Here is a 22,508-nt window from a genome sequence, read left to right on the forward strand (position 1 = left end):
CCGCCGCGCCCCGCCGGTCAAGGCTTCTGTGCCCGGACCCGGTATTCCACGAATTCGGTGCGCTGGAAGAAGCGCTGGTTGTCGTCGGAGATCATCGTCAGCCGGATCGTGCCCTGACGGTCGCGCCAGACGGCAAGCCCCTCCAGGTTGTCATGCGTGCCGGCCGATGTCTCCACCAGGACCTCGCCGCCCGAAATCCGGTCGCCGCGGATATCGAAGACGCGCACCCGCGTGCGGAAGCCCAGCAGCCCCCAGAAATCGCGCTCCAGCAGGTAGAACCGCCCGTCGGGCCCGAAATCCGCATCGACCGTGAGCCAGGTATTGTCGCGCGGGATGGTGAAGGGCTGATCCCAGGCGCCATTGCGGAACCGCCAGACCGGGAAGGGGGCTTCCTTCGCGCCCGAACGTTCGGGGATGGTGTAGAGCGTGCCCTCGGCATCGATCGCCAGCGTTTCCAGCGAGGAATTCGGCCAGAACCGGTCAAAGGCGGCCGGGCGCGGCAGCAGCTGCGCCGGGGCGTCATCGGCCGGATAATAGGCGACGCGGGCCAGGTTCTCGCCCTCGAAGGAAATATAGATCCCGCCCTGCGGCGCGATCGCCAGCCCCTCGGCATCACCGCGCCGCCGGTCCAGCACCTGGCCGTCGCGGTCGTGCAGCGGAACCGGGCCGCCGGTGCGGCTCACACCGATGATCCGGTCGGTCGCATCGCGGCTCAGCGTCCCGCGCCAGACCGTGCCGCGGTCCGATTGCGTGACGAAAAGGCGCCCGTCTTCGAGGAATTTCAGGCCGGAGAAGCCACCGAACTCCGGGTCGGGCAGGCGCCAGACCCAGCTTTGCAGGAATTCCCCCCGAAGCTGCACCGCGGAGGCGTGCTCGTTCTGCGCGGCGCATCCCTGCCCGCCCAGCCCGAGGCCCACCCCCAGCAGCACGGTGATCAGCGCGAGGCGAGAACGTTCAGGCATGCGGACGGCAGATCGGACATCACGAAGGTCTTGGCGGTTTTCGGTGCGGGGCCGGGGGTGGCGGGGCGCCTGGGCGGATTGCGCAGCTCCTCGAGATAGGTCGTCACCCACCAGTTCAGAGTCTCGTCGCAGCCATCGCCGCCCTTGGACAGCTCCGCCACCGTGGGGCTCTGCCTCTCGCAATAGGTCGCGCCGGGCGGGCAGGCGAGGCGCACATGGAAATGGGTCTCGTGGCCATAAATGGGCCGGATCTTCTGCAGCCAGGCACGGTCGCCGCGGGGCGCGGCATTGCACATGGCGATCTTGGCGGCGGCGGCCACAAACACCCGCTCCACCCGCGGGTCGGAGGCGGCGGCCTTCATCAGCGCCATGTGCTGGGGCGTCCAGTTGCCATTGATGCGGGTCTGGTCGGCGGTGCGGATCGGGATCGAGCTGATCTTCTCGCGCTCGGCCGCGCTCAGGTTCAGCCGGGTTGCGGGCAGCATCCAGATATCGGCATCGAGGCCGATCTGATGGCTGGCATGGCCGCCGGTCATCGGGCCGCCGCGGGGCTGGCTGATATCGCCGAGATAGAGCCCGCGCCAGCCGGGAAGGCTGGCCGCGAAGCGCGAAAGGTCCTGCAGGAAGCCGAGCATCACCGGCTGGCCATAGAAACGGTTCCGGCTCAGCCGCATCATCTGCCAGGTCGGGCCGGATTCGGGCATCGCCTGCAGCCCGGCCGCGCAGCCGCGCGCATAGCTGCCGATCGGCGTGGGCTGCTGATGCGACGGGGTGCGGGCGGCGCCGAACAGCTCCCGGGCCAGCGGTTCGGCCGAGGCTGCGGGCGCAAGCAGGCTCAGCGCAAGGGCTGCGACAAGCGGTTTCATGGCGTGGGGTCTCCTGTTGCGGCCGGGGAGGCGGCGCCGGACGATTTCACCCAGGGTAGCAGCACAAGGCCCAGGAGGAAAAGCACGATGATCGGCACGATCCCCATCGCCTGGGTGCCGGTGATCTGCGTGGTCACGGCGATCAGCAGCGGCGCGAGGAAGGCGGTGGCTTTGCCGGTCAGGGCATAGAGGCCGAAGCCCTCGGTCATATGCGCGGGGTCGGCCTGACGTACCATCAGCGTGCGGCTGGCCGCCTGCAGCGCGCCCCCCGCCGCGCCGATCAGCCCGCCAAGGGCATAGAAGGCGATGTCGGGCAGGATGCTGTCGGGGCTGACGGGCCGGCCAAAGAGGCTGTCGCGCGCGACGAAGATCACGCCCACCACCACGGCCGAGAGCACCAGAAGGCAGAACAGGATCACCGCCTTCGGGCCGAAGCGGTCGTCCGCGCGCCCGCCGAGCCAGGCGAAGGCCGCGCCGGTGATGGTGCCGAGGATGCCGAAGAGCCCGATCTGCGGGATCGTCCAGCCGAGCACGCCCTTCGCATAGATCCCGCCGAAGGTATAAAGTGCGTTCAGCGCATCGCGGTAGAACATCGAGGCCAGCAGGAACAGGAACAGGCTGCGCTGCCGGGGCAGGGCGCGGAGCGTCGCGCGCAGATGCGGCCAGGCCTCGCGCGCCGCGCGGGCGACGGAGACCGAGCCTTCGGGGCGCGGGTCGCGCACCCAGAGGAAAAACGGCACCATGAACAGTACATACCACACCGCGGTCAGCGGCCCGACGATGCGGGTATCCTCGCGCGCTGCGAGATCCAGCCCGAAGAGCGGCGGCAGGCCGATCAGCGTGTGCCCGGTGGCCGGGTTCACCTGCAGCAGCCCCAGCATCAGCACCAGAGACACCAGCCCGCCCAGATAGCCGAAGGCCCAGCCCGTGCCCGAGACCTTGCCCAGCTCCGCGCGCGGGGCGAGCCCGGGCAGGAGCGCATTGGTGAAGGTGGTGGCCCATTCCATGCCGATCAGGCCGATGGCGAAGCTGGTCATCACCAGAAGCAGGCTGTAATTGCCCGGCGCGGCCCACCAGAGCCCCCAGGCCCCGGCCACATACATCAGCGAGAACAGCCAGATGAACGGCATCCGCCGGCCGGAGCGGTCGGCGATGGCGCCGAGGAAGGGCGAGGCCAGCGCGATCACCACGCCCGCAAAGCCGACGCCATAGCCCCAGACCGTCTGCGCCGAGGTGCCGGAGCCGAGCAGGTCCGCCATGTAGGGTGCGAAGACGAAGGTCAGCAGCAGGGTATTGAACGGCTGGCTGGCCCAGTCGAAGAACCACCAGCCGAGGATCCGCTTGCGTGGGGCGATCATGTCCGAACCTCCGTGTCGGGGCGATGAAGCCTCAAACCGCGCCCGGACGCAAGCCGCCCGCAGATCACAGTTTTGGCGGCGGGGGCGCGGCCCCTGTCAGAGGTTCGGCGGCCAGGGGCGCCCGGTTTCGGCCGCGATCCAGTCCGCCACCCACGATGGCAGCTCCGGGCTTGGCTCCGCATGGCCCATCGCGGCCAGCACCTGCCAGGGCGGCACGATGCCCCCGGCGGAGGTGATCGCGCCGCGGATCAGCACATGGTTGCAGCACTCCTCCCCGCGGTACATGCCCTGCTCCAGATAGAGGAAGCGGTCATCCCAGCCGATGCAGCGGGTCCGCATCTCGAAACGGTGCCACATGGTGATGCGGCGCCGGTAGCGTGTGGTGTTGCCCGCCACCACGATGCCCCAGCGGTTCGCGCGGAGCGTGCGAAACAGCCCGGCCCGGTTCATCAGCGCGATCCGCCCGAGGTCGAACAGGGTCAGGATGCGGCCATTGTTGAGGTCTTTCCAGGGGTCGATGTCCCAGGGCCAGGCGATGTGCCGGGTGGACAGCACCTGCAGGATATCGACGGGCTGGCCCCGGGCGGGGGCCAAGGCCTTGGCCATGCGGACAATCGGATACATGAGCGCCTCCCTGCGCAATTGCGTGCCCGAGCGCCACATCGCGGTCAATCGCAACGTCGCGGCAGGTTGCAACGGCGGCGCGGCTGGCTTACCTGTTGTGCCGCACCACCCGGAGGTCACACATGGTCACCCTGTATCAGGCGCTGAACCTGATCCTGAACGTCGTCTGGTTCGTCATGATCGTGCAGATCATCATGAGCTGGCTGATCAACTTCCAGGTGCTGAACCTGCGCCAGCCTCTTGTCGCACAGCTGTGGTACGGGCTGAACAGCCTGCTGGAGCCGGTTTATGCGCCGATCCGCCGCTTCCTGCCGAATACGCCGGGGCTCGATCTGGCGCCGCTGGTGGTGTTCATCGCCATCATCATCCTGCAACAGGCTTTGCGCAACAACGCGGGCTTCTTCTACGGCTTCTGATGCGCGATTCCGCCCAGCCCGATCCAGAGGCGCTGCTCGCCTCGGTCTTCGGATTCCGGTCGTTCCGGCCGGGGCAGGAAGAGATCGTGCGGGCGGTTCTGGCCGGGCGCGATACGCTCGCGATCATGCCCACGGGGGGCGGCAAGTCGCTCTGCTTCCAGCTGCCGGCGCTGTGCCTGCCGGGGCTGACGGTGGTGATCTCGCCGCTGATCGCGCTGATGCGCGACCAGGTGCGCGCGCTGCGCGAGGCGGGCGTCGCGGCCGGGGCGCTGACCTCGGGCAATACCGAAGCGGAGACCGAGGGGGTGTTCCAGGCGATCGACGAAGGGCGGCTGAAGCTGCTCTATATCGCGCCCGAAAGGCTCGCCTCCGGGGCCACGGTCGCGCTGCTGAAGCGGGCGCAGGCCGGGCTGATTGCGGTGGACGAGGCGCATTGCGTCAGCCAGTGGGGCCATGATTTCCGCCCCGATTACCTGCGCATCGGCGAGCTGAAGCGGGCGCTGAATGTGCCGCTGGCGGCTTTTACCGCCACCGCCGACGAGGAGACCCGGGCCGAGATCGTCACCCGCCTGTTCGAAGGGCGCCAGCCGGAGACCTTCCTGCGCGGCTTCGACCGGCCGAACATCCACCTCGCCTTCGCGCCGAAGGACAGCCCGCGCAAGCAGATCCTGGATTATGCCGCCGCGCATCGGGGGCAGTCCGGCATCGTCTATTGCGCCGCGCGCGCCCGCACCGAGGCGATCGCGCAGGCGCTGCGCGAGGTGGGGCATCCGGCCTGCCATTACCATGGCGGCATGGAGGCCGAGGACCGCCGCCTGGTGGAAACCCGGTTCCAGCGCGAGGACGGGCTGATCGTGGTGGCGACCATCGCCTTCGGCATGGGCATCGACAAGCCCGATATCCGCTGGGTCGCGCATGCGGACCTGCCGAAATCCATCGAGAGCTATTATCAGGAAATCGGCCGCGCCGGGCGCGACGGGGCACCCGCAGAGACGATGACGCTCTATGGCCCCGACGACATCCGCCTGCGCCGGGCGCAGATCGACGAAAGCCCCGCGCCGCCCGACCGCAAGGCCGCCGACCACGCCCGGCTGAATTCCCTTCTCGGCCTCGCGGAGGCGACATCGTGCCGCCGCCAGAAGCTGCTGGCCTATTTCGGCGAGGCCTCGGAGCCCTGCGGCCATTGCGACCTGTGCGAAAGCCCGCCCGAGCTGTTCGATGCCACCGACGCGGTGCGCAAGGCGCTTTCGGCTGCGCTGCGCACGGGCGAAAGCTTCGGCGCGGGCCATCTGATCGAGATCCTGCTCGGCAATACCAATGACCGGATCCGCGCGCGCAACCACGACAGCCTGCCCACGTTCGGCGTCGGGCGCGAGCTGAGCCGCCCGCAATGGCAGGCGGTGTTCCGGCAGATGCTGGGCCACGACCTGATGCGCCCCGACAGCGAGCGCCATGGCGCGCTGGTGATGACGGAGCGCGCCCGCCCGATCCTGCGCGGCGAGGAGCGGATCACGCTGCGGCGCGACCTGATCCAGCGCGCCAAGGCAAAGCCCGTGGTGCGGGCGCTGGTGGCGGAGGAGGATGCGCCGCTGCTCTCGGCGCTGAAGGCGAAGCGGCGGGCGCTGTCGGAGGCGGCGGGGCTGCCGGCCTACATGATCTTTCCCGACCGTACCCTGATCGAGATGGCGGAGAGCCGGCCGCAGAGCATGGACGAGATGGCGCGGGTGAATGGCGTCGGCGCGAAGAAGCTCGAAAGCTATGGCGCGGCCTTTCTGGAGGTGATCGCGGGTGCGGTCGAGGCGCTGCATCCGGCGCGGCGGCGGCTCGCCGGGCGCGACGCCGGCGAAATCTACGACCGGCTTCTGGCGGCGCAGCAGGAGCTCGCGCGCGGGGCCGGGGGGCAGGAGCGGCTCCTCAGCTGCGACAGCGGCATGCTGGCCCGGCTGGCCGAAAAGATGCCGCGCGACCGCGAGGAGCTTGCGCGGGTTTCGGGCATGGGGGAGGCGAAGGTGGAGCGTTTCGCCGGGGCCTTCCTGGAGATCCTCGAAGCCTATCGCTGAGGGCGGGCATTAACCATTTGGCAACCGTGAGGCGCCATGGTCCGCCCAAAGGCGCATCAGGCGGGGGGACCATGACGATCCGGGTCAGGCGCAGGGGGGTGATGCTCGGCTTGCTGGCCGTTGCGGGCTGCGGCGCGCATGGGGAGTGGCGCGTGCGCTATCCGCAGGCGCTGGATCCGGCCGTCACGCGGGGCTGGCATGTGGCGGATGTGCGGGTTTCGGTGCCGCGGACCTTGACCACATCGGATGAAAACAGCTGGACGCCCGATTATGACATCGTCTGGCATGGCGATCCGCCCGGCGACCGGTATGCGCAGGTCGAAGCGCTGATGACGACTGCGCTGCGCACCGGCGCGCAGGAGCTGCGCGGCAAGCGGGCGGTGACCCTGGTGGCAACCCTGCAGCAGTTTCATGCGATCACGCCGAAGGTAGAGAAGTATCTGCATTTTTCGGGCGTGCATGACATCCGCTTCACGCTGCAGATTTTCGATGCCCGCAGTGGCCAGCCGCTCACCGAGCCGACACCCATCGCCGCAGATGCCCCGGCGCTTGTCGGCGGGGATGCCCGGGCGGCGCGGGCGCGCGGATACACCCAGAAGAACGAGATCATCGACGCGGTTTCCGCGGTGATGCGGGGCTATCTGGGCATCGGCCCCGACCCGCGGCATGATTTCTCGCGGCTGGGGCGGTAGCCGGGGCGGCCCGCGCGTTCGGGGCCGGCCGCACAGATCCGACTGCGGCTGCATCGTGGCGCTTCTTGCGCGATGCGGTCGATGCGGGCATGGCTTCCCTGCGCCCTGCGCCCTGCGCCCTGCGCCCTGCGCCCTGCGCCCTGCGCCCTGCGCCCTGCGCCCTGCGCCCTGCGCCCTGCGCCCTGCGCCCTGCGCCCTGCGCCCTGCGCCCTGCGCCCTGCGCCCTGTTCCGGCTTATCTCTCGGATCAGCTGCCATCATCGGCCAGGAGGATCCCGCTGCGCGGGCTCCAGGCAATCTCGACCGCATCGTTCAGCGCGAAGCCGTTGTCCTCGATCCCGGAGCGGGCGGTGATGATGGTGCCATCGGCCAGCCGCACCTCGTATTTGACCGCGGAGCCCAGATAGAGCTTCTCGCAGATCTGCCCCGCCAGCACATTGCCGAAATCGCCCTGCGGGCCGGTGCCGGGGCGCTGCACGCGGATCTGCTCGGGGCGCAGGAGGATCACCTGCGCGCCTTCGGAGGCGGGCGCCGCCGCGACGCTGACCCGGCTGCCGCCGATCTGCAGCGCAGTTTCGCCCCCCGCCCGCTGATGCGTGCCGCGCAGGATCGAGCTCTCGCCGATGAACTGGCCCACGAACAGGGTCTGCGGCCGGGTATAGAGATCGGCGCCGGTCCCCACCTGCTCCAGCTGGCCCTTGTTGAACACCGCGATCCGGTCGGAGAGCACCAGCGCCTCCTCCTGATCATGGGTGACATAGACGAAGGTGGAGCCAAGCTCGCGGTGGATGCGCTTGATTTCCAGCTGCAGCACTTCCCGCAGCTTCTTGTCCAGCGCGCCAAGCGGCTCGTCCATCAGCAGGAGCGCCGGGTTGAAGACCATCGCGCGCGCCAGCGCCACGCGCTGCTGCTGGCCGCCAGAGAGCGCGCTCGGGTAGCGGTGGGCGAAGCTCTCGAGCTTCACCTTCGCCAGCGTTTCCATCACCGCGGCCTCGCGCGCGGCGCGCCCCATGCCGCGCTGCTTCAGCGGATAGGCCACGTTCTGCGCCACGGTCATATGCGGGAACAGCGCGTAATGCTGGAATACCACGCCGATATTGCGCTTGTGCGGCGGCAGGTTGTCGATCGCGCGCCCGTCGAGCGCGATCGAGCCGGTGTCATTCGCGGTGAAGCCCGCGATCAGGTTCAGCGTCGTGGTCTTGCCCGAGCCCGACGGCCCGAGGAAAGACATGAATTCCCCCGGCTCGATCGTCAGGCTGACGTCCTTCAGCGCGGTGAAGGAGCCGTAGAACTTGCTCACGGCACTGATGTCGATGGCGGCGCCGCGGCGGGGGGCTTCAGTCATTGCTTGCGTCCTTTCGGGGAGCCCAGCAGCAGGCCCGCGCCGATGATGAGGGTCGTTGCGGCGAAGACCAGCGTGCCGAGCGCGGCCACGGTCGGATCCGTGTCGCGGGTCATCGAGGAAAAGATCTGCACCGGCAGGGTCTTCAGCTGCGGGCTGGTGATGAACAGGGCCACGATCACTTCGTCGAAGGAGGTGACGAAGGCGAAGAGCGCGCCCGACAGGATGCCGGGCAGGATCAGTGGCATGGTGATGGTGAAGAAGGTGGAGAGCCGCGAGGCCCCGAGGCTTGCCGCTGCCGTTTCCAGCCGCCGGTCTAACACGGCGAGGTTCGCCCCCACCGCGATCACCACGAAGGGCAGCGCGAGCAGCGTATGCGCCAGCACATAGCCGGTCCAGGTCCCGACGAGATGGGCATCGAGATAGACCGCATAGATCCCGATTGCCAGCACCACACCCGGGACGATCATCGGCGTCATCAGGGCCGCGCGGATCAGCCCGCTGGTGCGCGGCTTCAGCCGCTCCAGCCCGAGGGCGGCCATGGTGCCGAGCACGGTCGCGAGCACCGCCACGATCGCAGCGATCTGGATCGAGTTCACCAGGCTGCGCGACCAGTCGCGGCTGGCGAAGATGTTCTGATACCACTGCCAGGAGAAGCCCGAGGGCGGGAAGGCCAGCGATTTCTTCTCGGTGAAGGAGATCGGGATGATCACCAGCGTGGGCGCCACCAGCCAGACCGCGATCAGCAGGCAGGCGAGCCCGAGGCACAGACGTCCGGCGCGTTTCATTTGCCGCTCCCGCTCAGGTCGTATTTGCGTTTCATGACAGGGGCGGCCAGCGCGAGGAAGGCGAAGGTCGCGACCAGCAGCACCACGCTCATCGCCCCGCCGCGGCCCCAGTTCAGCAGCGACAGGACCTGCTGCTGGATCAGCGTGGACAGCATCGTCGACGACGGCCCGCCGAGGAGCAGCGGCGTGATATAGAAGCCGAGCGCCAAGATGAACACGATCGTCGCCCCGGCAAAGACCCCGGGCAGCGACAGCGGTAGGTAGATCTGGAAGAAGCATTTCACCGGATGGGCGCCGAGACTGCCCGCGGCCTGGATCAGCCGCAGGTCGATCGCGCGCATCACCGAATAGAGCGGCATGAGCATGAGGGGCAGCAGGATCTGCACCATCCCGATCGTCACCCCGAGCTGGGTGCGGATCAGGCGGATCTTCTCGAAGCCCATCGCCATGACGATGCGGTTGATGACGCCCGCGTCCTGCAGCAGGATCACCCAGGCGAAGCTGCGCACCACCCCCGAGACCCAGAACGGCACCAGCACGCACAGCACCAGCAAAAGCCGCGTGCGCCGCCCCACCACCGACATCGCGAAGGCATAGGGGTAGGCCGCGACCACGCAGACCAGCGTTACCCAGAAGGCGATGGTGAAGGTGCGCAGCAGCACCGTCAGGTTCACCTTGGTGCCGAAGAACCAGACGTAGTTCCCGAGGCCAGGCTCGGGCACGGTGAAGCTGCGCAGCACCACGATCCCCAGCGGCAAGAGCAGCACCAGCGCCAGCACCGCCAGCGCGGGAACGGTCATCAGCAGGGCGCGGCGGCGTTGCCGGACGTCCGGATCGGTCTGGGTCATGGTCTCGTCCTCGGAAGGGCCGGGCCGCGCGAACGGCCCGGCAATGCGTCAGTTGCCCGCCAGGAAGGCGCCCCATTTCTCGGTCAGCTCGGTATTGTGCTCGACCCAGTAGGGGATGTTGAAGTTATGGGCGGTGGCCTGCTTCTCGGGCGTGTTGGTCAGCCATTTCGCGGTCAGCTCGTCCACCTTCGGCGTGGCATCGACGTTGATCGGCGAATAGGAGGTGGCCTCGGTCATGGTTTCCTGCGCGGCCTTGCCGAGATAGGCGTTGATCAGCGCATAGGCGGCATCGGTGTTCTTGCTGCCGACGGGGATCGTGAGCTGATCTTTCACGACGATCCAGTCGTTCCACACCGGCTCGTATTCGGCGCCGTTTGCCACGGCGGCCTTGCCGCGGCCGGACCACACGATGGCCATATCGGCCTCACCGGCCTCCATCATCTGCTGCGACTGGGCGCCGGTGGTCCACAGGATCAGCGTGCCGTCGTCGCGCATCTTGCGGTACTTGTTCAGCGCGCGGTCCAGATCCGCAGGGAACAGCTTGTCTTTCTCCACGCCGTCGTTCAGCAGCGCGATTTCCATCATGTAGCCTTCCGGGTCGCCATAGCCCGGGATCGCGCGGGTGCCGGGGAATTTCTCGGTATCGAAGAAATCGGCCCAGCTTTTCGGCGGGTTATCCCCGAAGACGGACTTCTTGTACATCAGCACCACGGCATAGTTCGTCGCCGGAACGCTGCATTCGCCAACCTGGCCCGCGGGGATCTTCGAGGTGTCGATGCGGCTGAAATCCAGCTTCTGGAAGATCGTGCCGCAATGGACATAGGGCAGGGCGTCGCCGGTATCGACCACGTCCCACATGACATTGCCCGATTCCACCTGCGCCTGCACCTTGGCGAGCTCCGTCGGCCCGTCGGACAGCAGCTCGACGCCGGATTTCTTCACGAATTCGTCCAGCGCCTTGATCTGTCCGTCCTGATAGACGCCGCCATAGGAAACGAAGGTGACGGTTTTGCCCTTGAGCGCGCCTTCCGCGACCTCGCCGGCCACGGGCGCCTGCTGGGCCGCCGCCGCACTGAGCGTCGCGAGCGTCAGCAGGGTCGCGATACCGATGGAACTTCTCATGTCATACTCCCTGTCGCGGCGCAGGCGCCGCCTTGCTTGCGAGACCGCCCTGGCAGGGCGGCGGGTTGGCTCCGGAAGCGGGCATGCATCATCGGCCGACACAGCGTGTCGTTTCCCATTACGGGCGGTGGCCGGGCATTCCCTGTTTTCCGTCGTATGCGCTTGGCCTGAATCAGGCTGCGGATATCGTTGTGGGCATAGAAGGTATGGAAAATAATTCTTTGGCAATAAAAAAATGACGTCACAATTTTATTGTCAGAAAATTTTCGGCCCGTAATCTGAGGCGACGGGGGGATTCGCCGACCGCGCGCCGAGCGGTCCGGGCGGAGCATCTGGCTCGGCGGCAGCGACTTGGAACACATGATGAAGAACCTCTATCTGGAAACGGCGCGCCCGCAGGTCTCGGCTCCCGCGCTGAGCGGGGCGCAGACGGCGGATGTCGTGATCGTCGGCGGGGGCTATACCGGGCTCGCGGCGGCGCTGAAGCTCGCAGGGCAGGGCGCGCGGGTGGTGCTGCTGGAAGCGGGCGAGATCGGGCATGGCTGCTCGGGGCGCAACGGCGGCCAGGTGAACCCGGGGCTCAAGGCGCTGCCCGATGACGTGGAGGCGCATTTCGGCGCCGCGCGCGGCAAGCGGATGAACCAGATGGGCTCCGATGCGCCGGCGGAAGTGTTCGAGCTGGTCGAGCGCTATGGCATCGATTGTGCGCCGAGCCGCACCGGCACGATCCGCGCCGCGATCGACGATGCCGGCGTGGCGCAGGTGAAGGCTCTGGTGGCGCAATGCACCGCCCGCGGCTGGCCGGTGCGCTTCGTGGATGCGGCCGAAATGGCGCAGATGACCGGCACCGGCATCTACCGCGCCGGGGCCTTCGATGCGCGCGGCGGCCACCTGAACCCGCTCGGCTATGCGCGGGGCCTCGCGCTGGCGGCGCAGGCCGCAGGCGCCAGCCTGCACGGCCAGAGCCGGGCCACCTCGGTTGCGCGCGCGGGCTCGGACTGGAAGGTGAGCACCGCGGGCGGCTCCGTCACCGCGCCCGAAATCGTGCTCTGCACCAATGGCTATACCGATGACCTCTGGCCCGGCTTCCGCCAGGCGCTGGTCCCGGTCTGGACCTATATCGCCGCCACGGACCCGCTGCCCGCGGCGCTGCGCGAGAAGATCATGCCTTCGCGGGCGGCGCTGTATGAGGCGGCCTGGGACGTGGTCTATTACCGGCTGGACGATGCCGGGCGGCTGCTGATGGGCGGGCGCGGCCCGCAGCGCGATGCGCGGGTGGAGGCCGATTACGGCCATCTGACCCGCTATGCCAGGAAGCTCTGGCCGGAGCTGAAGGACGTGTCCTTCCCCTGGAGCTGGCACGGCCAGGTGGCGATCACCGACGATCATTTCCCGCATCTGGTCGCGCCCGAGACAGGCGTGCATCTGATGTTTGGCTACAATGGCCGCGGGATTGCGGTCTCCACGGCCTCCGGGCGGATGGTGGCGGAGCATATCCTGTCGGGCGGGGCGGCGGATGTGGCGCTGCCGGTGGATGGCGCGCTCGCGCCGGTGCCGTTCCATGGCTTCTGGAAGATCGGGGCCGAGGCGACCATGGCGTGGAACCGGCTGCGCGACACGCTTCGGGGCCGCTGACGGGCGGGCGCGGCCCACGCGCCGGCAACTATATGATCGCGTCTCGGGCTGATCCGGGGGGCGGGGAGGAAAGCTGCGGATGAATGATCCGGACAAGATCGACGTTCCCTTTGCCAGCGTGCGCGGCACCGCTGCGCAGGCGGCAAGCCCGGTGAACGAGCTCGGCACCCGGCTGCGGCAGCGGCGCAAGGTCCGGCGGATGACGCTGGCCACGGTGGCGGAGGCTGCGGGCATTTCCACCGCGCAGCTGAGCCAGATCGAGCGCGGCAATGCGATGCCCTCGGTCGACAAGCTGGTGCTGCTGTGTCAGGCGCTGCAGATGCCGCTGAGCTGGCTGCTGGATCCGGAGGGGCGCGGCCAGGGCGATGCTGCGGAAAACCCGCATGTGATCCGCAAGGCCGCGCACCGGCATATCGCCTTCCCGAAGAACGGGATGGAAAAGGATATGCTGACCCCGGATTCGATGCTGAAGCTGCAGATGATGCGCATCGTGCTGAAGCCCGAGGGCACCACCGGCGCGGAAGCCTACAACGAGCCCGAGGGCGCGAAATGCGGGGTCGTGCTGCGCGGCAGGCTGGGGCTCGAGATCGACGGCCGCACCGACATCCTGCGCGAGGGCGATTCCTTCGCGTTTGACGCCACCTCGATGATCCGGTTCTGGGCCGATGGCGTGGAGACCGAGGTGATCTGGGTCACCACCCCGGCTTTCTACTGAGGGCCCCATGCGCAACGGCGACATCTCGTTCTGGTATGCCGATATCGGCGGCCTGCCCGCGCGCCGCCCGGGCCTGCCGGGCGACATCGACGTGGATGTGTGCATCGTCGGCGCGGGCTTCACCGGGCTCTGGAGCGCCTATTACCTGCAGCAGGCGCAGCCGGGGATTTCCATCGCCATCGTGGAGCGCGAATTCGCGGGCTTCGGCGCCTCCGGGCGCAATGGCGGCTGGTGTTCGGGCGAATTCGGCTGGAACCGCCGGAAGTATCTCTCCTCCGGTACCCGCGCGGGCGTGATCGCCTTTGAACGGGCGGCGATCGGGGCTGTGGCGGAGGTCGTGCGCGTGGCCCGGGCCGAAGGCATCGACGCCGACATCCACATCACCGATGGCCTGACCTATGCCTGCAGCCCGGCGCAATGGGCGCGGCTGCAGGAAGAGCATGCCGAGGGCATCGCCTGGGAGCTGCCCGAGGGCCGGATGTCGCTGATCGGGGCGGCGGAGGCGTCGGAGCGGATCCGGATCAAGGATGCGATGGGGGCGCTCGTGCTCCACGATATCGCGCGTGTGCAGCCGGCAAAGCTGGTGCGCGGCCTGGCCGAGGTGGTGGAGCGCCGTGGCGCCCGGATCTATGAGGGCACCACCGTCACCGGGATCGCGCCGGGTCTCGTACACACCGACCGCGGCCGCGTGCGCGCGCACCGCATCCTGCGCGCAACGGAGGGCTTCACCGCGGGCCTGCCCGGAAGCCGCCGCGAATGGCTGCCGATGAACAGCGCCCAGATCGTCACCGAACCGGTCTCCGACGCCCTGTGGCAGGAGATCGGCTGGCGCGCGGGGGAATTGCTGGGCGATGCCTCGCATGCCTATTGCTATGCGCAGCGCACCCGCGAGGGCCGCATCACCATGGGCGGCCGCGGCGTGCCCTACCGCTACGGCTCGCGCACCGATATCCGCGGCCAGACCCAGCCGCAGACCGTCGCGCAGCTGCGCGAGATCCTCTACCGGCTGCTGCCGCAAGCCCGCGCCCTGCGGATCGACCATGCCTGGTGCGGCGTGCTGGGCGTCCCGCGGGACTGGTGCGTGACGGCGGGGCTCGATCCGCGCACGGGGATCGGCTGGGCCGGGGGCTATGTCGGGATCGGGGTTTCTACCTCGAACCTCGCCGGGCGGACGCTGGCGGATCTGGTGCTCGCGCGCGAGACCGAGCTGACGGCCCTGCCCTGGGTGAACCGGCATCCGCGCCGGTGGGAGCCCGAGCCCCTGCGCTGGCTTGGCGTGCATGCGATGTACCAGCTCTATCACATGGCGGACCGGCGCGAGGCGGCCCTGCGCGGGCAGCGCAGCTCGCGCCTCGCCTGGCTTGCCAACAAGATCACCGGGCATTGAGCCCGGAACGGAAGGACCCAGCATGATCGACCTCTCCGCCTTTTCCGACCTCGCCGGCATGCCGGTAGGCCCTTTCGCGGACAAACCCACGACCCATACCCCCGGGCAGCAGGAGGCCACGGCGCCGCTGTGGTCCGCGCCCGACGGATCGCTGGAGATCGGTGTCTGGGAATGTACGCCGGGGCGGTTCAGCGCGGATCGCGCCGCGGCGGCCGAATTCTGCTATTTCCTCTCGGGGCGGATCGTGATGATCCATATCGACGGCACGCGCCGCGAGCTGGGGCCGGGCGATGCGATCATGCTGCCCCGCGGCTGGAAGGGCGATTGGGAGATCGTCGAGCATACCCGCAAGATCTACGCCTTCCAGAGCGCCCCCTGACACCATCCCGACAGAACGAACTTCTCCGGCGGCCCGCCCGCCGGGAGATCAAACCGGTTTCTCCGCGCCCTGTCTTTGGAATGGAGAAACAGCCCCCGGAATGCTTAAATCGGCTCATGAAGTCGTGATTTGAGGTCCGGTGATGCCGCTTTCCAGCTCCTGTTGTCCGGTCGTTCGCCTGTAACGCCCGTGCGCCGCGCCTGAAGGCCGCGCGCCTTTCCCTGACCTTGCGGGCCGATGGCCCGATCCGGAGTTTCCCATGACCAGCGTCTTTCGGCGCCTGCCCCCGGCTGCGCCCGTTTCCGCCGTATCTCCTGCTGCCCGGGCCGCGCTCGCGCTGGAGGGGATCAGCCTGAGCTTTGGTGGCATTCACGCCCTGCGCGATGTGTCCTTCGATGTGCGCCCCGGCGAAATCCGCGCGGTGATCGGCCCGAATGGCGCCGGAAAATCCTCACTGATGAATGTCATCAGCGGGCTCTACGATGCCGATGAGGGCGCCGTGCGCCTCGGCGGGCAGGCCTTCCGCAAGGTGCCGCCGCATCGCCTGGCGGAGCTGGGCGTGGCGCGCACCTTCCAGAACCTGGCGCTGTTTCCGGGGCTGAGCGTGGCGCAGAACATCGCCTCGGGTCTCGCCTTCCGGCGCCGCGCGGGGCTGGGGGCGCAGGTGCTCGGCCTGCCGCAGGCGCGGCGCGAAGAGGCCCGCGCCGATGCCCGTGTGCAGGAGGTGGCGGGCTTTCTCGGCATCGCGGCGCAGCTCGACCGGCCGGTCGCGACGCTGCCCTATGGGCTGCAGAAGCAGGTGGACCTCGCCCGCGCTCTTGCGGCCGAGCCGCAGCTGTTGCTGCTCGATGAGCCGATGGCGGGGCTGACCGCGACCGAGAAGGCGGCGATGGCACGCCAGATCCGCGCGCTGCGCGACCGTCTCGGGCTCGCGATCGTGCTCATCGAGCATGACATCGGTGTGGTGATGGAGCTGTCGGACCGGATCGCGGTGCTCGACCACGGGGTCAAGATCGCCGATGGCGCGCCCGAGGCCGTGCGCCACGATCCGGAGGTGATCCGCGCCTATCTGGGGGACGCCTGATGGATTGGTATGGGTTTCTGTTCGGGGTCGAGGTCGCAGTTGGCGGCCTGCTCTCCGGGGTGATGTATGCGCTGGTCGCGATCGGTTTCGTGCTGATCTACAAGACCTCGGGCGTGCTGAACTTTGCCCAGGGGGCACTGGTGCTGTTTGCGGCGCTGACCTTCGTCAGCCTGGTGGAGCGCCATGTGCCGTTCTGGGCGGCGCTGGCGGCGACGATGGCGGTGATGGCCGCGCTCGGCTTCACCATCGAACGCGCGGTGCTGCGGCCGCTCTCGAACCGCTCGCCCATGGTGCTGTTCATGGCGACGCTGGGGCTCAGCTACGTCATCGAAGGGGCGGCGCAGCTCATCTGGGGCACGCAGGTGCACCGGCTGGATCTCGGCATCTCGAATGCGCCCTTCGAGGTCGGCCGTATTTTCGTCTCGGTCTTCGATCTGGTCGCGGCCGGAATCGCGGCGGCGATGGTCGCCGCGCTGACGCTGTTCTTCCGCTTCACCCGGACCGGGCTCAGCTTCCGCGCCGTGGCCGATGATACCTTCGCCGCCACTGCGATCGGGCTGCGGCTCGGCCGGATCCGCGGCGCGGTCTGGACGGCGGCGGGCTTCGTCGCGCTGGTGGCAGGGCTGCTCTGGGGCGCGCGGCTGGGCGTGCAGTTTTCGCTCTCGCTCGTGGTGCTGAAGGCGTTGCCGGTGCTGGTGCTGGGCGGCTTCGATTCTGTCCTCGGCGCAATCATCGCCGGCCTGCTGATCGGCGCGGCGGAGAAGCTCGCCGAGGTCTATCTCGGCCCCTTCGTCGGCGGCGGCATCGAGGGGTGGTTCGCCTATGTCGTGGCGCTCGTCGTGCTTCTGGTGCGGCCCTCGGGCCTGTTCGGCAAGAAACTCGTGGAGAGATACTGAGATGACGACCCTTGCCGACAGCCCCACGGCCCGCCCGCGGCTGGCCCCCTGGGGGCTGGGCCTCGCCGGGCTCGCGGCGCTCCTCGCAGTGCCGCTCTATGCCTCGCCCTATGTGATCGAGGCGATCTTGCTGCCCTTCCTGGCGCTTTCGCTGGCCGGGCTCGGGCTGAACCTGCTCACCGGCTACGGCGGGCAGGTCTCGCTGGGCTCCGCGGCCTTCATGGCGGTGGGCGCCTTCGCGGCCTACAACTTTCAGCTGCGGCTCGGCCTCGGCCTGCCGGTGTCGATCCTGCTCGCCGCGCTCACCGCCGCGGCGATCGGGACGCTCTTCGGCCTGCCGAGCCTGCGCCTGCGCGGCTTCTACCTCGCCGTTTCCACACTGGCGGCGCAGTTCTTCGTGCAATGGGCGCTGACGAAGTTCGGCTGGTTTTCGAATTACAGCGCCTCGGGCGTGATCTCGGCGCCGAAGCTCTCGGTCGCGGGGCTCGCGCTCGACGGGCCGGGGGGGCGATATCTGTTCTCGCTCGCCATCGTGCTGGCGGCGACGCTTCTCGTGTACCGCATCGTGCGCAGCGCCGAGGGCATCAACCTCGTTGCCGTGCGCGATGATGAAACCGCGGCGCGGGTGATCGGCGTGCCGGTGCTGCGCACGAAGCTCGCGGCCTTCGCGCTCTCCTCGGCCATCATCGGTGTCGCGGGCGTGCTCTGGGCCTTCGCCTATCTGCGCACGGTGGAGCCCGCGGGCTTTAACCTCGACCGCTCCTTCCAGGTGCTGTTCATCATCATCATCGGCGGGCTCGCCACGATCCGGGGCGCCTTTCTCGGCGCGGGGCTGATCGTCGTCTTCCCGCTCCTGCTCGCCCGCATCTCCTCGGCGCTGTTCGACGGCGTCCTTGATGCGGGGGTTCTCAAACTCGTCGAACGCATCGTGCTCGGCACGGTGATCATCCTCTTCCTGATCGCGGAACCGAACGGCCTCACGGCCATCCTGGACCGGGCCACGGCCCGGATCCGGGCGGCGCTGCGGCGGAGCTGACCAACCCAACGGAGTTTTCCATGTCTTTCTTCAAACGTTTTGCCGCCGCGGCGCTCGCGGCGGGCGTCCTCGCCACGCCTGCACTGGCCGATGAGCAGTATTTCCCGCTGCAGTCCTATCGCGTCGGGCCCTATGCGGCGGGCGGCACCGGCTTCTTCGGCGGCTTCATCGACTATATCAACCTGATCAACACCCGCGATGGCGGCGTGAACAGGGTGAAGCTCACCTATTCCGAGGGCGAGACCGAATATGAGGTCGAGAAGGGGGTGGAGGTCTATCAGCGGCTGAAATCCAATCCGGGCGTGGCCGCCTGGAACCCGCTGTCGGTCGGGATCGCCTATGCGATGATCGACGGCATCACCGAGGACAAGACCCCCCTGATCACCATCAACCACGGCCGCACCGACACCACCGACGGGCGCGTGTTCCCCTATGTGTTTCCGCTGCTGCTGAACCCCTATTCCGAGAGCTCCGGCATCATCAACTACCTCGCCGCGAAGGAGGGCGGGCAGGACCAGCTGAAGGGCAAGAAGATCGTGGTGCTGTATCACGGCTCGCCCTATGGCAAGGAAACGATCCCGATCTACGAGCTGCTGGCCGAGAAATACGGCTTCACCCTGACGCAGATCGAGGTGCCGCATCCGGGCAACGAGCAGCAGGCGCAATGGCTGCAGATCCGCCGCGAGCGCCCGGATTATGTGGTGCTGCGCGGCTGGGGGGTGATGAACCCGGTGGCGCTGACCACGGCGCAGCGCAACGGCTTCCCGGCGGACCGGATCATCGGCAACGTCTGGTCCAATTCGGAGGAGGATGTGCGCCCGGCGGGCGATGCCGCCAAGGGCTATACCGCGATCACCACCCAGGCGTCGGGGCAGGACTATCCGGTGCTGAAGGAGATCATCGCCACGGTCTATGACAAGGGGCAGGGCAACCTGTCGGACAAAAGCCGGATCGGCTCGGTCTATCATAACCTCGGCATCGTCAACGGGATCCTGAACGTGGAGGCGGTGCGGATCGCGCAGGCGAAATTCGGTAACCGCACGCTGACGGGCGACGAAGTCCGCTGGGGCTTCGAGCATCTGCAGCTCAGCCCCGCGCGGGTGAAGGAGCTGGGGGCCGAGAACCTGTTCCATTCGATCAAGGTCACCTGGGACAATCACGAGGGCGATGGCTACGTCACCTTCCAGCAATGGGACGGCGAGAAGTGGAAGGTCGTGTCGGACTGGATCGCGCCCGACTGGGCGCTGCTGCGGCCGATCATCGAGAAATCCTCCGAGGCCTATGCGGCCGAGAAAGGCCTGAAGATCCGCACCGAGGCGGATGTCGATATCGTCACCACCAACTGACCGGCCAGGGGGCGGCGCGGCCGCCCCCATCCGCAGGAGCATAGCATGGCGGCATTACTGGAATTCGAGGCGGTGTCGGCCGCCTATAATGGCGCTATCGCGGCGCTGAACGGGGTCTCGCTCCGGGTGGAGGAGGGCGATTTCGCAGCCCTTCTGGGCGCGAATGGCGCGGGCAAGACGACGCTGCTGAAGGCTGCGTCGAACCTGCTGCCCGCCGAGCGCGGCCGCATCACCGCTGGCCATATTCGCTTCGAGGGCCGCGACGTGACCGAGAGCAGCCCGGGCGCCCATATCCGCGCCGGGCTGGTCCCGGTGCTGGAGGGGCGCCGGCTGTTCAAATCGCTGAGCATCGAGGAGAACCTCGTCACCGGCGCGGTCGGGCGCGGCTTCGGCCGGCGCGGCGTGGCCGAGGGGCTGGAGCTGGTCTACGACCTGTTCCCGCGGCTGAAGCAGCGCCGGCGCAGCGTTGCGGGGCTCACCTCCGGCGGCGAGCAGCAGATGGCGGCAATCGGCCGCGGGCTGATGGCGAAGCCGCGGCTTTTCGTGCTGGACGAGCCCTCCATGGGGCTCGCGCCGCTGGTGGTGGCCGAAATTTTTGCCGCGCTGGAGCGGCTCAACCGGGAAACCGGGCTGACGCTGCTGGTGGCGGAGCAGAATTCGGCGGTGGCGCTGCGCCATGCCCGGCATGCGACGGTGATCGAGAACGGGCGCAGCACGCTCTCTGGCCCGGCGCAGGAACTGGCCGCGCGCCCCGAGATCCGCGACAGTTATCTCGGCGGCCACGCGGCCTGAGCGATCAGAGTGCTGCGTGGGTGGCGGCGATGCTCAGCGCCGCCTCGGCCGCCTCGCGGCCCTTCTGCACGAAATGCGCCTCGAATATCGCGCGGTGATGCGCGCCATCCTGATAGTGATGCGGCGTCAGCGAGACCGAGAGCACGGGCACCCCGGTCTCCAGCCCGGCCTGCATCAGCCCGCTGACCACCGCCTGCGCGACGAAATCATGCCGGTAGATGCCGCCATCCACCACCAGCGCCGCCGCAGCGATCGCGCCATAGCGGCCCGTCGCCGCGAGCTTCTTCGCCACCAGCGGCATCTCGAACGCGCCCGGCACGTCGAATACATCGACCTGTGCCGCAGGGATGATTTCCAGAAAACCGTTCAGCGCCTGGTCCACGACCGAGGCATGCCATTGCGCCTTGATGAAGGCATAGCGGGTGTGTGTCATCGTGATCTCCATTGTTGTGACACGTCACCCAAGGCGATCTCATGCCATGGGGCCGCGCTTATGCGGCCTTGCGGCATCTTCTCTTCCATCCGGACTATGACCGTCGGCCCAGGAGTTTCACCTGATCTGCTGACCCTTCCCGGGGGAAGGCGCTCGCGGGCTATACCGCCGGTGGGGAATTTCGCCCCGCCCTGAGAACGCGTGCAGTTGTTCAGATCGGCCCGGCCCGCGCAAGGGCGGATCGGGCCTTTTCATCAGCTCATTCGGCCGCGTGGCGGGCCGGTTCGGCAAAAGGCTGGCCGTGGCTCGCATCGGCCACGCTCTCACGCCCGACATAGTGCTGGCGCCAATGCGCGGCCGGGTGGCTGTCGCGGGCGAGGCCGTCGGTGTCGCCCAGGAGTTTCTCGCGCAGCGTGCCGGGGGTGTATTCCGTCTGCGCCCGGCCGCGGCGTTGCAGCTCCGGCACGACGAAGTCGATGAAATCCGTGGTCGAGGCCGGGGTTACCGCATAGGCCAGGTTGAACCCATCGACCCCGCCCTCATCGACCCAGCGTTCGAGCGCATCGGCCACGGTCTTCGGCCCGCCCACGAGCACCGGCCCGAGCCCGCCGATGGAGCGCTTGCGGATCACGTCGCGCACCGTCCAGGCCTCGCCATCGGCGGCAAGGGATTCCAGCGTCGTGCGCAGCGCATCGTTCTCCACTGCGGTGAGCGGCGTATCCGGATCCAGCGAGGAGAAATCGAGCCCGGTCCAGCCGCCATAGAGCGCCAGCGCCCCCTCGGCCGAGGCATAAGACAGGTATTCCTCGTATTTCGCCCGCGCGGCGGCATCGGTCGGGCCGGTGATCACCGTCAGCAGGGTGAAGATCTTCAGCGCATCGGGCTCGCGCCCGGCTTCCTGCACCTCGGCACGGATCTGGTCGGTGAGCTTCTTCGCCGTTTCGGGCGTGGTCGCCAGGATGAACATCGCCTCGGCATGGCGCGCGGCGAAGGCGCGCCCGCGCGAAGAGGCGCCGGCCTGGAAGATCACCGGGGTGCGCTGCGGCGAGGGTTCGCACAGATGGAACCCCGGCACCTTGTAATACGCGCCCTCATGCCGGATCGGGTGGACCTTGGAGGCATCGGTGAACACCCCCTTCTCCTTGTCGCGCAGCACCGAGCCCACCTCCCAGCTGCCTTCCCACAGCTTGTAGGTGACCTCCATATACTCCTCGGCCACGTCATAGCGCTGGTCGTGGGCGATCTGGCGCTCGAGGCCGATGTTGCGCGCCGCGCTGTCCAGATAGGAGGAGACCACGTTCCACGCCAGCCGCCCCTTGGTCAGGTGATCGAGCGTGGAGAGCCGCCGCGCGAGCAGATACGGGTGTTCGAACGTCACCGCCGCAGTCACGCCGAAGCCCACGTTCTGCGTCACCGCCGCCATCGCCGAAATCGCGCCGAAGGGGTCGTTCACCGGCACCTGGGCTGCATCTTGCAGTGCAGCCTCCGCCGAACCGCGATAGACGTCATAGACGCCCACCACATCGGCGATGAACAGCGCATCGAACCGGCCGCGCTCCAGCTCCTGCGCCAGATGGGTCCAGTATTCGATGTCATTGTAGCGCGACGCCTGGCTGGAGGGATGCCGCCAGGTACCCGCGGCCTGATGGCCGACGCAGGTCATTTCGAAGGCGTTCAGGATGATGCGCTTCTTCGTCTGGGTCATGATGTCCTCATGGATCATGGGGC

At 68.2% G+C, this 22,508-nt stretch carries 23 protein-coding genes and 1 riboswitch; of the genes, 12 read left to right on the forward strand and 11 right to left on the reverse strand.

Annotation, left to right across the window (positions count from 1 at the left end; translation table 11 throughout):
- Positions 1–17: 17 nt before the first annotated feature.
- The 4 genes from ACOMG5_RS05880 to ACOMG5_RS05895 all read right to left on the reverse strand — a co-directional run bounded on the left by ACOMG5_RS05880 (position 18) and on the right by ACOMG5_RS05895 (position 3,810).
- Positions 18–962 (reverse strand): esterase-like activity of phytase family protein, encoded by a 945-nt coding sequence (locus tag ACOMG5_RS05880; protein WP_420342864.1) that lies wholly within the window; start codon positions 960–962, stop codon positions 18–20.
- Positions 935–1,828 carry a penicillin-insensitive murein endopeptidase gene (mepA, locus tag ACOMG5_RS05885; protein WP_420342865.1) on the reverse strand — a complete coding sequence of 298 codons (894 nt, stop codon included), beginning with the start codon at positions 1,826–1,828 and terminating at the stop codon, positions 935–937. The genes ACOMG5_RS05880 and mepA overlap by 28 nt, the downstream gene beginning before the upstream one ends.
- Positions 1,825–3,186, reverse strand: a complete 1,362-nt coding sequence (locus ACOMG5_RS05890; RefSeq protein WP_420342866.1) for an MFS transporter — start codon at positions 3,184–3,186, stop codon at positions 1,825–1,827. Before ACOMG5_RS05890 ends, mepA begins: the two co-directional genes overlap by 4 nt.
- A gap of 96 nt (positions 3,187–3,282) precedes the next feature.
- Entirely contained in the window at positions 3,283–3,810 is a 528-nt protein-coding gene (locus tag ACOMG5_RS05895) for an acyl-CoA thioesterase (protein ID WP_420342867.1), read from the reverse strand.
- 122 nt (positions 3,811–3,932) lie between these two features.
- Between ACOMG5_RS05895 and ACOMG5_RS05900 the strand changes: the two genes are divergently transcribed.
- The 3 genes from ACOMG5_RS05900 (at position 3,933) to ACOMG5_RS05910 (ending at position 6,978) form a co-directional block, all read left to right on the forward strand.
- A complete protein-coding gene (locus ACOMG5_RS05900; protein WP_420342868.1) occupies positions 3,933–4,226 on the forward strand; it encodes a YggT family protein in 294 nt (97 codons plus the stop codon).
- Positions 4,226–6,286: a DNA helicase RecQ gene (recQ, locus tag ACOMG5_RS05905; RefSeq protein ID WP_420342869.1), complete on the forward strand. Its 2,061-nt coding sequence runs from the start codon at positions 4,226–4,228 to the stop codon at positions 6,284–6,286. Before ACOMG5_RS05900 ends, recQ begins: the two co-directional genes overlap by 1 nt.
- Before the next feature lie 71 nt (positions 6,287–6,357).
- Entirely contained in the window at positions 6,358–6,978 is a 621-nt protein-coding gene (locus ACOMG5_RS05910; protein ID WP_420342870.1) for a DUF6778 family protein, read from the forward strand.
- Here the strand turns inward: ACOMG5_RS05910 and ACOMG5_RS05915 are convergent.
- The 5 genes from ACOMG5_RS05915 to ACOMG5_RS05935 are packed head-to-tail and all read right to left on the reverse strand — an operon-like array spanning position 6,924 to position 11,077.
- Entirely contained in the window at positions 6,924–7,286 is a 363-nt protein-coding gene (locus tag ACOMG5_RS05915; RefSeq protein WP_420342871.1) for an alanine-zipper protein, read from the reverse strand. The two genes, ACOMG5_RS05910 and ACOMG5_RS05915, sit on opposite strands and share 55 nt — an antisense overlap.
- Complete coding sequence (locus tag ACOMG5_RS05920) at positions 7,225–8,322, reverse strand: ABC transporter ATP-binding protein (protein ID WP_420342872.1); 1,098 nt, start codon at positions 8,320–8,322, stop codon at positions 7,225–7,227. Before ACOMG5_RS05920 ends, ACOMG5_RS05915 begins: the two co-directional genes overlap by 62 nt.
- Entirely contained in the window at positions 8,319–9,107 is a 789-nt protein-coding gene (locus tag ACOMG5_RS05925; RefSeq protein WP_420342873.1) for an ABC transporter permease, read from the reverse strand. Before ACOMG5_RS05925 ends, ACOMG5_RS05920 begins: the two co-directional genes overlap by 4 nt.
- Positions 9,104–9,955 carry an ABC transporter permease gene (locus ACOMG5_RS05930; RefSeq protein ID WP_420342874.1) on the reverse strand — a complete coding sequence of 284 codons (852 nt, stop codon included), beginning with the start codon at positions 9,953–9,955 and terminating at the stop codon, positions 9,104–9,106. Before ACOMG5_RS05930 ends, ACOMG5_RS05925 begins: the two co-directional genes overlap by 4 nt.
- Positions 9,956–10,003: 48 nt before the next feature.
- Positions 10,004–11,077, reverse strand: a complete 1,074-nt coding sequence (locus tag ACOMG5_RS05935) for an extracellular solute-binding protein (protein ID WP_420342875.1) — start codon at positions 11,075–11,077, stop codon at positions 10,004–10,006.
- Positions 11,078–11,440: 363 nt separating this feature from the next.
- On the opposite strand from ACOMG5_RS05935, the gene ACOMG5_RS05940 reads away from it, so the two are divergent.
- The 9 genes from ACOMG5_RS05940 to ACOMG5_RS05980 all read left to right on the forward strand — a co-directional run bounded on the left by ACOMG5_RS05940 (position 11,441) and on the right by ACOMG5_RS05980 (position 20,347).
- Complete coding sequence (locus ACOMG5_RS05940; RefSeq protein ID WP_420342876.1) at positions 11,441–12,712, forward strand: NAD(P)/FAD-dependent oxidoreductase; 1,272 nt, start codon at positions 11,441–11,443, stop codon at positions 12,710–12,712.
- Positions 12,713–12,791: 79 nt separating this feature from the next.
- Positions 12,792–13,427, forward strand: coding sequence for a helix-turn-helix domain-containing protein (locus ACOMG5_RS05945; RefSeq protein WP_420342877.1), 636 nt, complete (start codon positions 12,792–12,794; stop codon positions 13,425–13,427).
- Positions 13,428–13,434: 7 nt separating this feature from the next.
- On the forward strand, positions 13,435–14,814 hold the full coding sequence (locus ACOMG5_RS05950) for an NAD(P)/FAD-dependent oxidoreductase (RefSeq protein WP_420342878.1): 1,380 nt from the start codon (positions 13,435–13,437) through the stop codon (positions 14,812–14,814).
- 22 nt (positions 14,815–14,836) lie between these two features.
- Positions 14,837–15,193, forward strand: coding sequence for a cupin domain-containing protein (locus tag ACOMG5_RS05955; protein WP_420342879.1), 357 nt, complete (start codon positions 14,837–14,839; stop codon positions 15,191–15,193).
- A gap of 259 nt (positions 15,194–15,452) precedes the next feature.
- Positions 15,453–16,277, forward strand: coding sequence for an ABC transporter ATP-binding protein (locus ACOMG5_RS05960; RefSeq protein ID WP_420342880.1), 825 nt, complete (start codon positions 15,453–15,455; stop codon positions 16,275–16,277).
- Positions 16,277–17,173 (forward strand): branched-chain amino acid ABC transporter permease, encoded by an 897-nt coding sequence (locus tag ACOMG5_RS05965; RefSeq protein WP_420342881.1) that lies wholly within the window; start codon positions 16,277–16,279, stop codon positions 17,171–17,173. Before ACOMG5_RS05960 ends, ACOMG5_RS05965 begins: the two co-directional genes overlap by 1 nt.
- Before the next feature lies 1 nt (position 17,174).
- A complete protein-coding gene (locus ACOMG5_RS05970; protein ID WP_420342882.1) occupies positions 17,175–18,209 on the forward strand; it encodes a branched-chain amino acid ABC transporter permease in 1,035 nt (344 codons plus the stop codon).
- Between the two features lie 20 nt (positions 18,210–18,229).
- Entirely contained in the window at positions 18,230–19,555 is a 1,326-nt protein-coding gene (locus ACOMG5_RS05975; protein ID WP_420342883.1) for an ABC transporter substrate-binding protein, read from the forward strand.
- Between the two features lie 45 nt (positions 19,556–19,600).
- Positions 19,601–20,347 carry an ABC transporter ATP-binding protein gene (locus tag ACOMG5_RS05980; protein ID WP_420342884.1) on the forward strand — a complete coding sequence of 249 codons (747 nt, stop codon included), beginning with the start codon at positions 19,601–19,603 and terminating at the stop codon, positions 20,345–20,347.
- 4 nt (positions 20,348–20,351) lie between these two features.
- On the opposite strand, the gene ACOMG5_RS05985 is transcribed toward ACOMG5_RS05980, so the two are convergent.
- Together ACOMG5_RS05985 and ACOMG5_RS05990 are read right to left on the reverse strand one after the other, a co-directional pair.
- Positions 20,352–20,780 carry a 6,7-dimethyl-8-ribityllumazine synthase gene (locus tag ACOMG5_RS05985; RefSeq protein ID WP_420342885.1) on the reverse strand — a complete coding sequence of 143 codons (429 nt, stop codon included), beginning with the start codon at positions 20,778–20,780 and terminating at the stop codon, positions 20,352–20,354.
- 73 nt (positions 20,781–20,853) lie between these two features.
- Positions 20,854–20,983, reverse strand: a riboswitch (FMN riboswitch).
- Positions 20,984–21,039: 56 nt separating this feature from the next.
- Entirely contained in the window at positions 21,040–22,503 is a 1,464-nt protein-coding gene (locus tag ACOMG5_RS05990; protein WP_420342886.1) for an LLM class flavin-dependent oxidoreductase, read from the reverse strand.
- Between the last annotated feature and the right edge of the window lie 5 nt (positions 22,504–22,508).

Origin of the sequence: Paenirhodobacter sp. (genome assembly GCF_041916475.1) — a bacterium.
Lineage (GTDB): Bacteria > Pseudomonadota > Alphaproteobacteria > Rhodobacterales > Rhodobacteraceae > Rhodobacter.

Excerpts from the sequence above, each read along its gene's own strand:
- ACOMG5_RS05900 (WP_420342868.1), top strand. The coding sequence starts at position 3,933 with ATGGTCACCCTGTATCAGGCGCTGAACCTGATCCTGAACGTCGTCTGG.
- ACOMG5_RS05895 (WP_420342867.1), bottom strand. The coding sequence starts at position 3,810 with ATGTATCCGATTGTCCGCATGGCCAAGGCCTTGGCCCCCGCCCGGGGC.
- ACOMG5_RS05890 (WP_420342866.1), bottom strand. The coding sequence starts at position 3,186 with ATGATCGCCCCACGCAAGCGGATCCTCGGCTGGTGGTTCTTCGACTGG.
- ACOMG5_RS05955 (WP_420342879.1), top strand. The coding sequence starts at position 14,837 with ATGATCGACCTCTCCGCCTTTTCCGACCTCGCCGGCATGCCGGTAGGC.
- ACOMG5_RS05950 (WP_420342878.1), top strand. The coding sequence starts at position 13,435 with ATGCGCAACGGCGACATCTCGTTCTGGTATGCCGATATCGGCGGCCTG.
- ACOMG5_RS05910 (WP_420342870.1), top strand. The coding sequence starts at position 6,358 with ATGACGATCCGGGTCAGGCGCAGGGGGGTGATGCTCGGCTTGCTGGCC.
- ACOMG5_RS05975 (WP_420342883.1), top strand. The coding sequence starts at position 18,230 with ATGTCTTTCTTCAAACGTTTTGCCGCCGCGGCGCTCGCGGCGGGCGTC.
- ACOMG5_RS05945 (WP_420342877.1), top strand. The coding sequence starts at position 12,792 with ATGAATGATCCGGACAAGATCGACGTTCCCTTTGCCAGCGTGCGCGGC.
- ACOMG5_RS05925 (WP_420342873.1), bottom strand. The coding sequence starts at position 9,107 with ATGAAACGCGCCGGACGTCTGTGCCTCGGGCTCGCCTGCCTGCTGATC.
- ACOMG5_RS05980 (WP_420342884.1), top strand. The coding sequence starts at position 19,601 with ATGGCGGCATTACTGGAATTCGAGGCGGTGTCGGCCGCCTATAATGGC.
- ACOMG5_RS05930 (WP_420342874.1), bottom strand. The coding sequence starts at position 9,955 with ATGACCCAGACCGATCCGGACGTCCGGCAACGCCGCCGCGCCCTGCTG.
- ACOMG5_RS05960 (WP_420342880.1), top strand. The coding sequence starts at position 15,453 with ATGACCAGCGTCTTTCGGCGCCTGCCCCCGGCTGCGCCCGTTTCCGCC.
- ACOMG5_RS05990 (WP_420342886.1), bottom strand. The coding sequence starts at position 22,503 with ATGATCCATGAGGACATCATGACCCAGACGAAGAAGCGCATCATCCTG.
- ACOMG5_RS05985 (WP_420342885.1), bottom strand. The coding sequence starts at position 20,780 with ATGACACACACCCGCTATGCCTTCATCAAGGCGCAATGGCATGCCTCG.
- mepA (WP_420342865.1), bottom strand. The coding sequence starts at position 1,828 with ATGAAACCGCTTGTCGCAGCCCTTGCGCTGAGCCTGCTTGCGCCCGCA.
- ACOMG5_RS05920 (WP_420342872.1), bottom strand. The coding sequence starts at position 8,322 with ATGACTGAAGCCCCCCGCCGCGGCGCCGCCATCGACATCAGTGCCGTG.
- ACOMG5_RS05940 (WP_420342876.1), top strand. The coding sequence starts at position 11,441 with ATGAAGAACCTCTATCTGGAAACGGCGCGCCCGCAGGTCTCGGCTCCC.
- ACOMG5_RS05965 (WP_420342881.1), top strand. The coding sequence starts at position 16,277 with ATGGATTGGTATGGGTTTCTGTTCGGGGTCGAGGTCGCAGTTGGCGGC.
- recQ (WP_420342869.1), top strand. The coding sequence starts at position 4,226 with ATGCGCGATTCCGCCCAGCCCGATCCAGAGGCGCTGCTCGCCTCGGTC.
- ACOMG5_RS05880 (WP_420342864.1), bottom strand. The coding sequence starts at position 962 with ATGCCTGAACGTTCTCGCCTCGCGCTGATCACCGTGCTGCTGGGGGTG.
- ACOMG5_RS05970 (WP_420342882.1), top strand. The coding sequence starts at position 17,175 with ATGACGACCCTTGCCGACAGCCCCACGGCCCGCCCGCGGCTGGCCCCC.
- ACOMG5_RS05935 (WP_420342875.1), bottom strand. The coding sequence starts at position 11,077 with ATGAGAAGTTCCATCGGTATCGCGACCCTGCTGACGCTCGCGACGCTC.
- ACOMG5_RS05915 (WP_420342871.1), bottom strand. The coding sequence starts at position 7,286 with ATGCGGTCGAGATTGCCTGGAGCCCGCGCAGCGGGATCCTCCTGGCCG.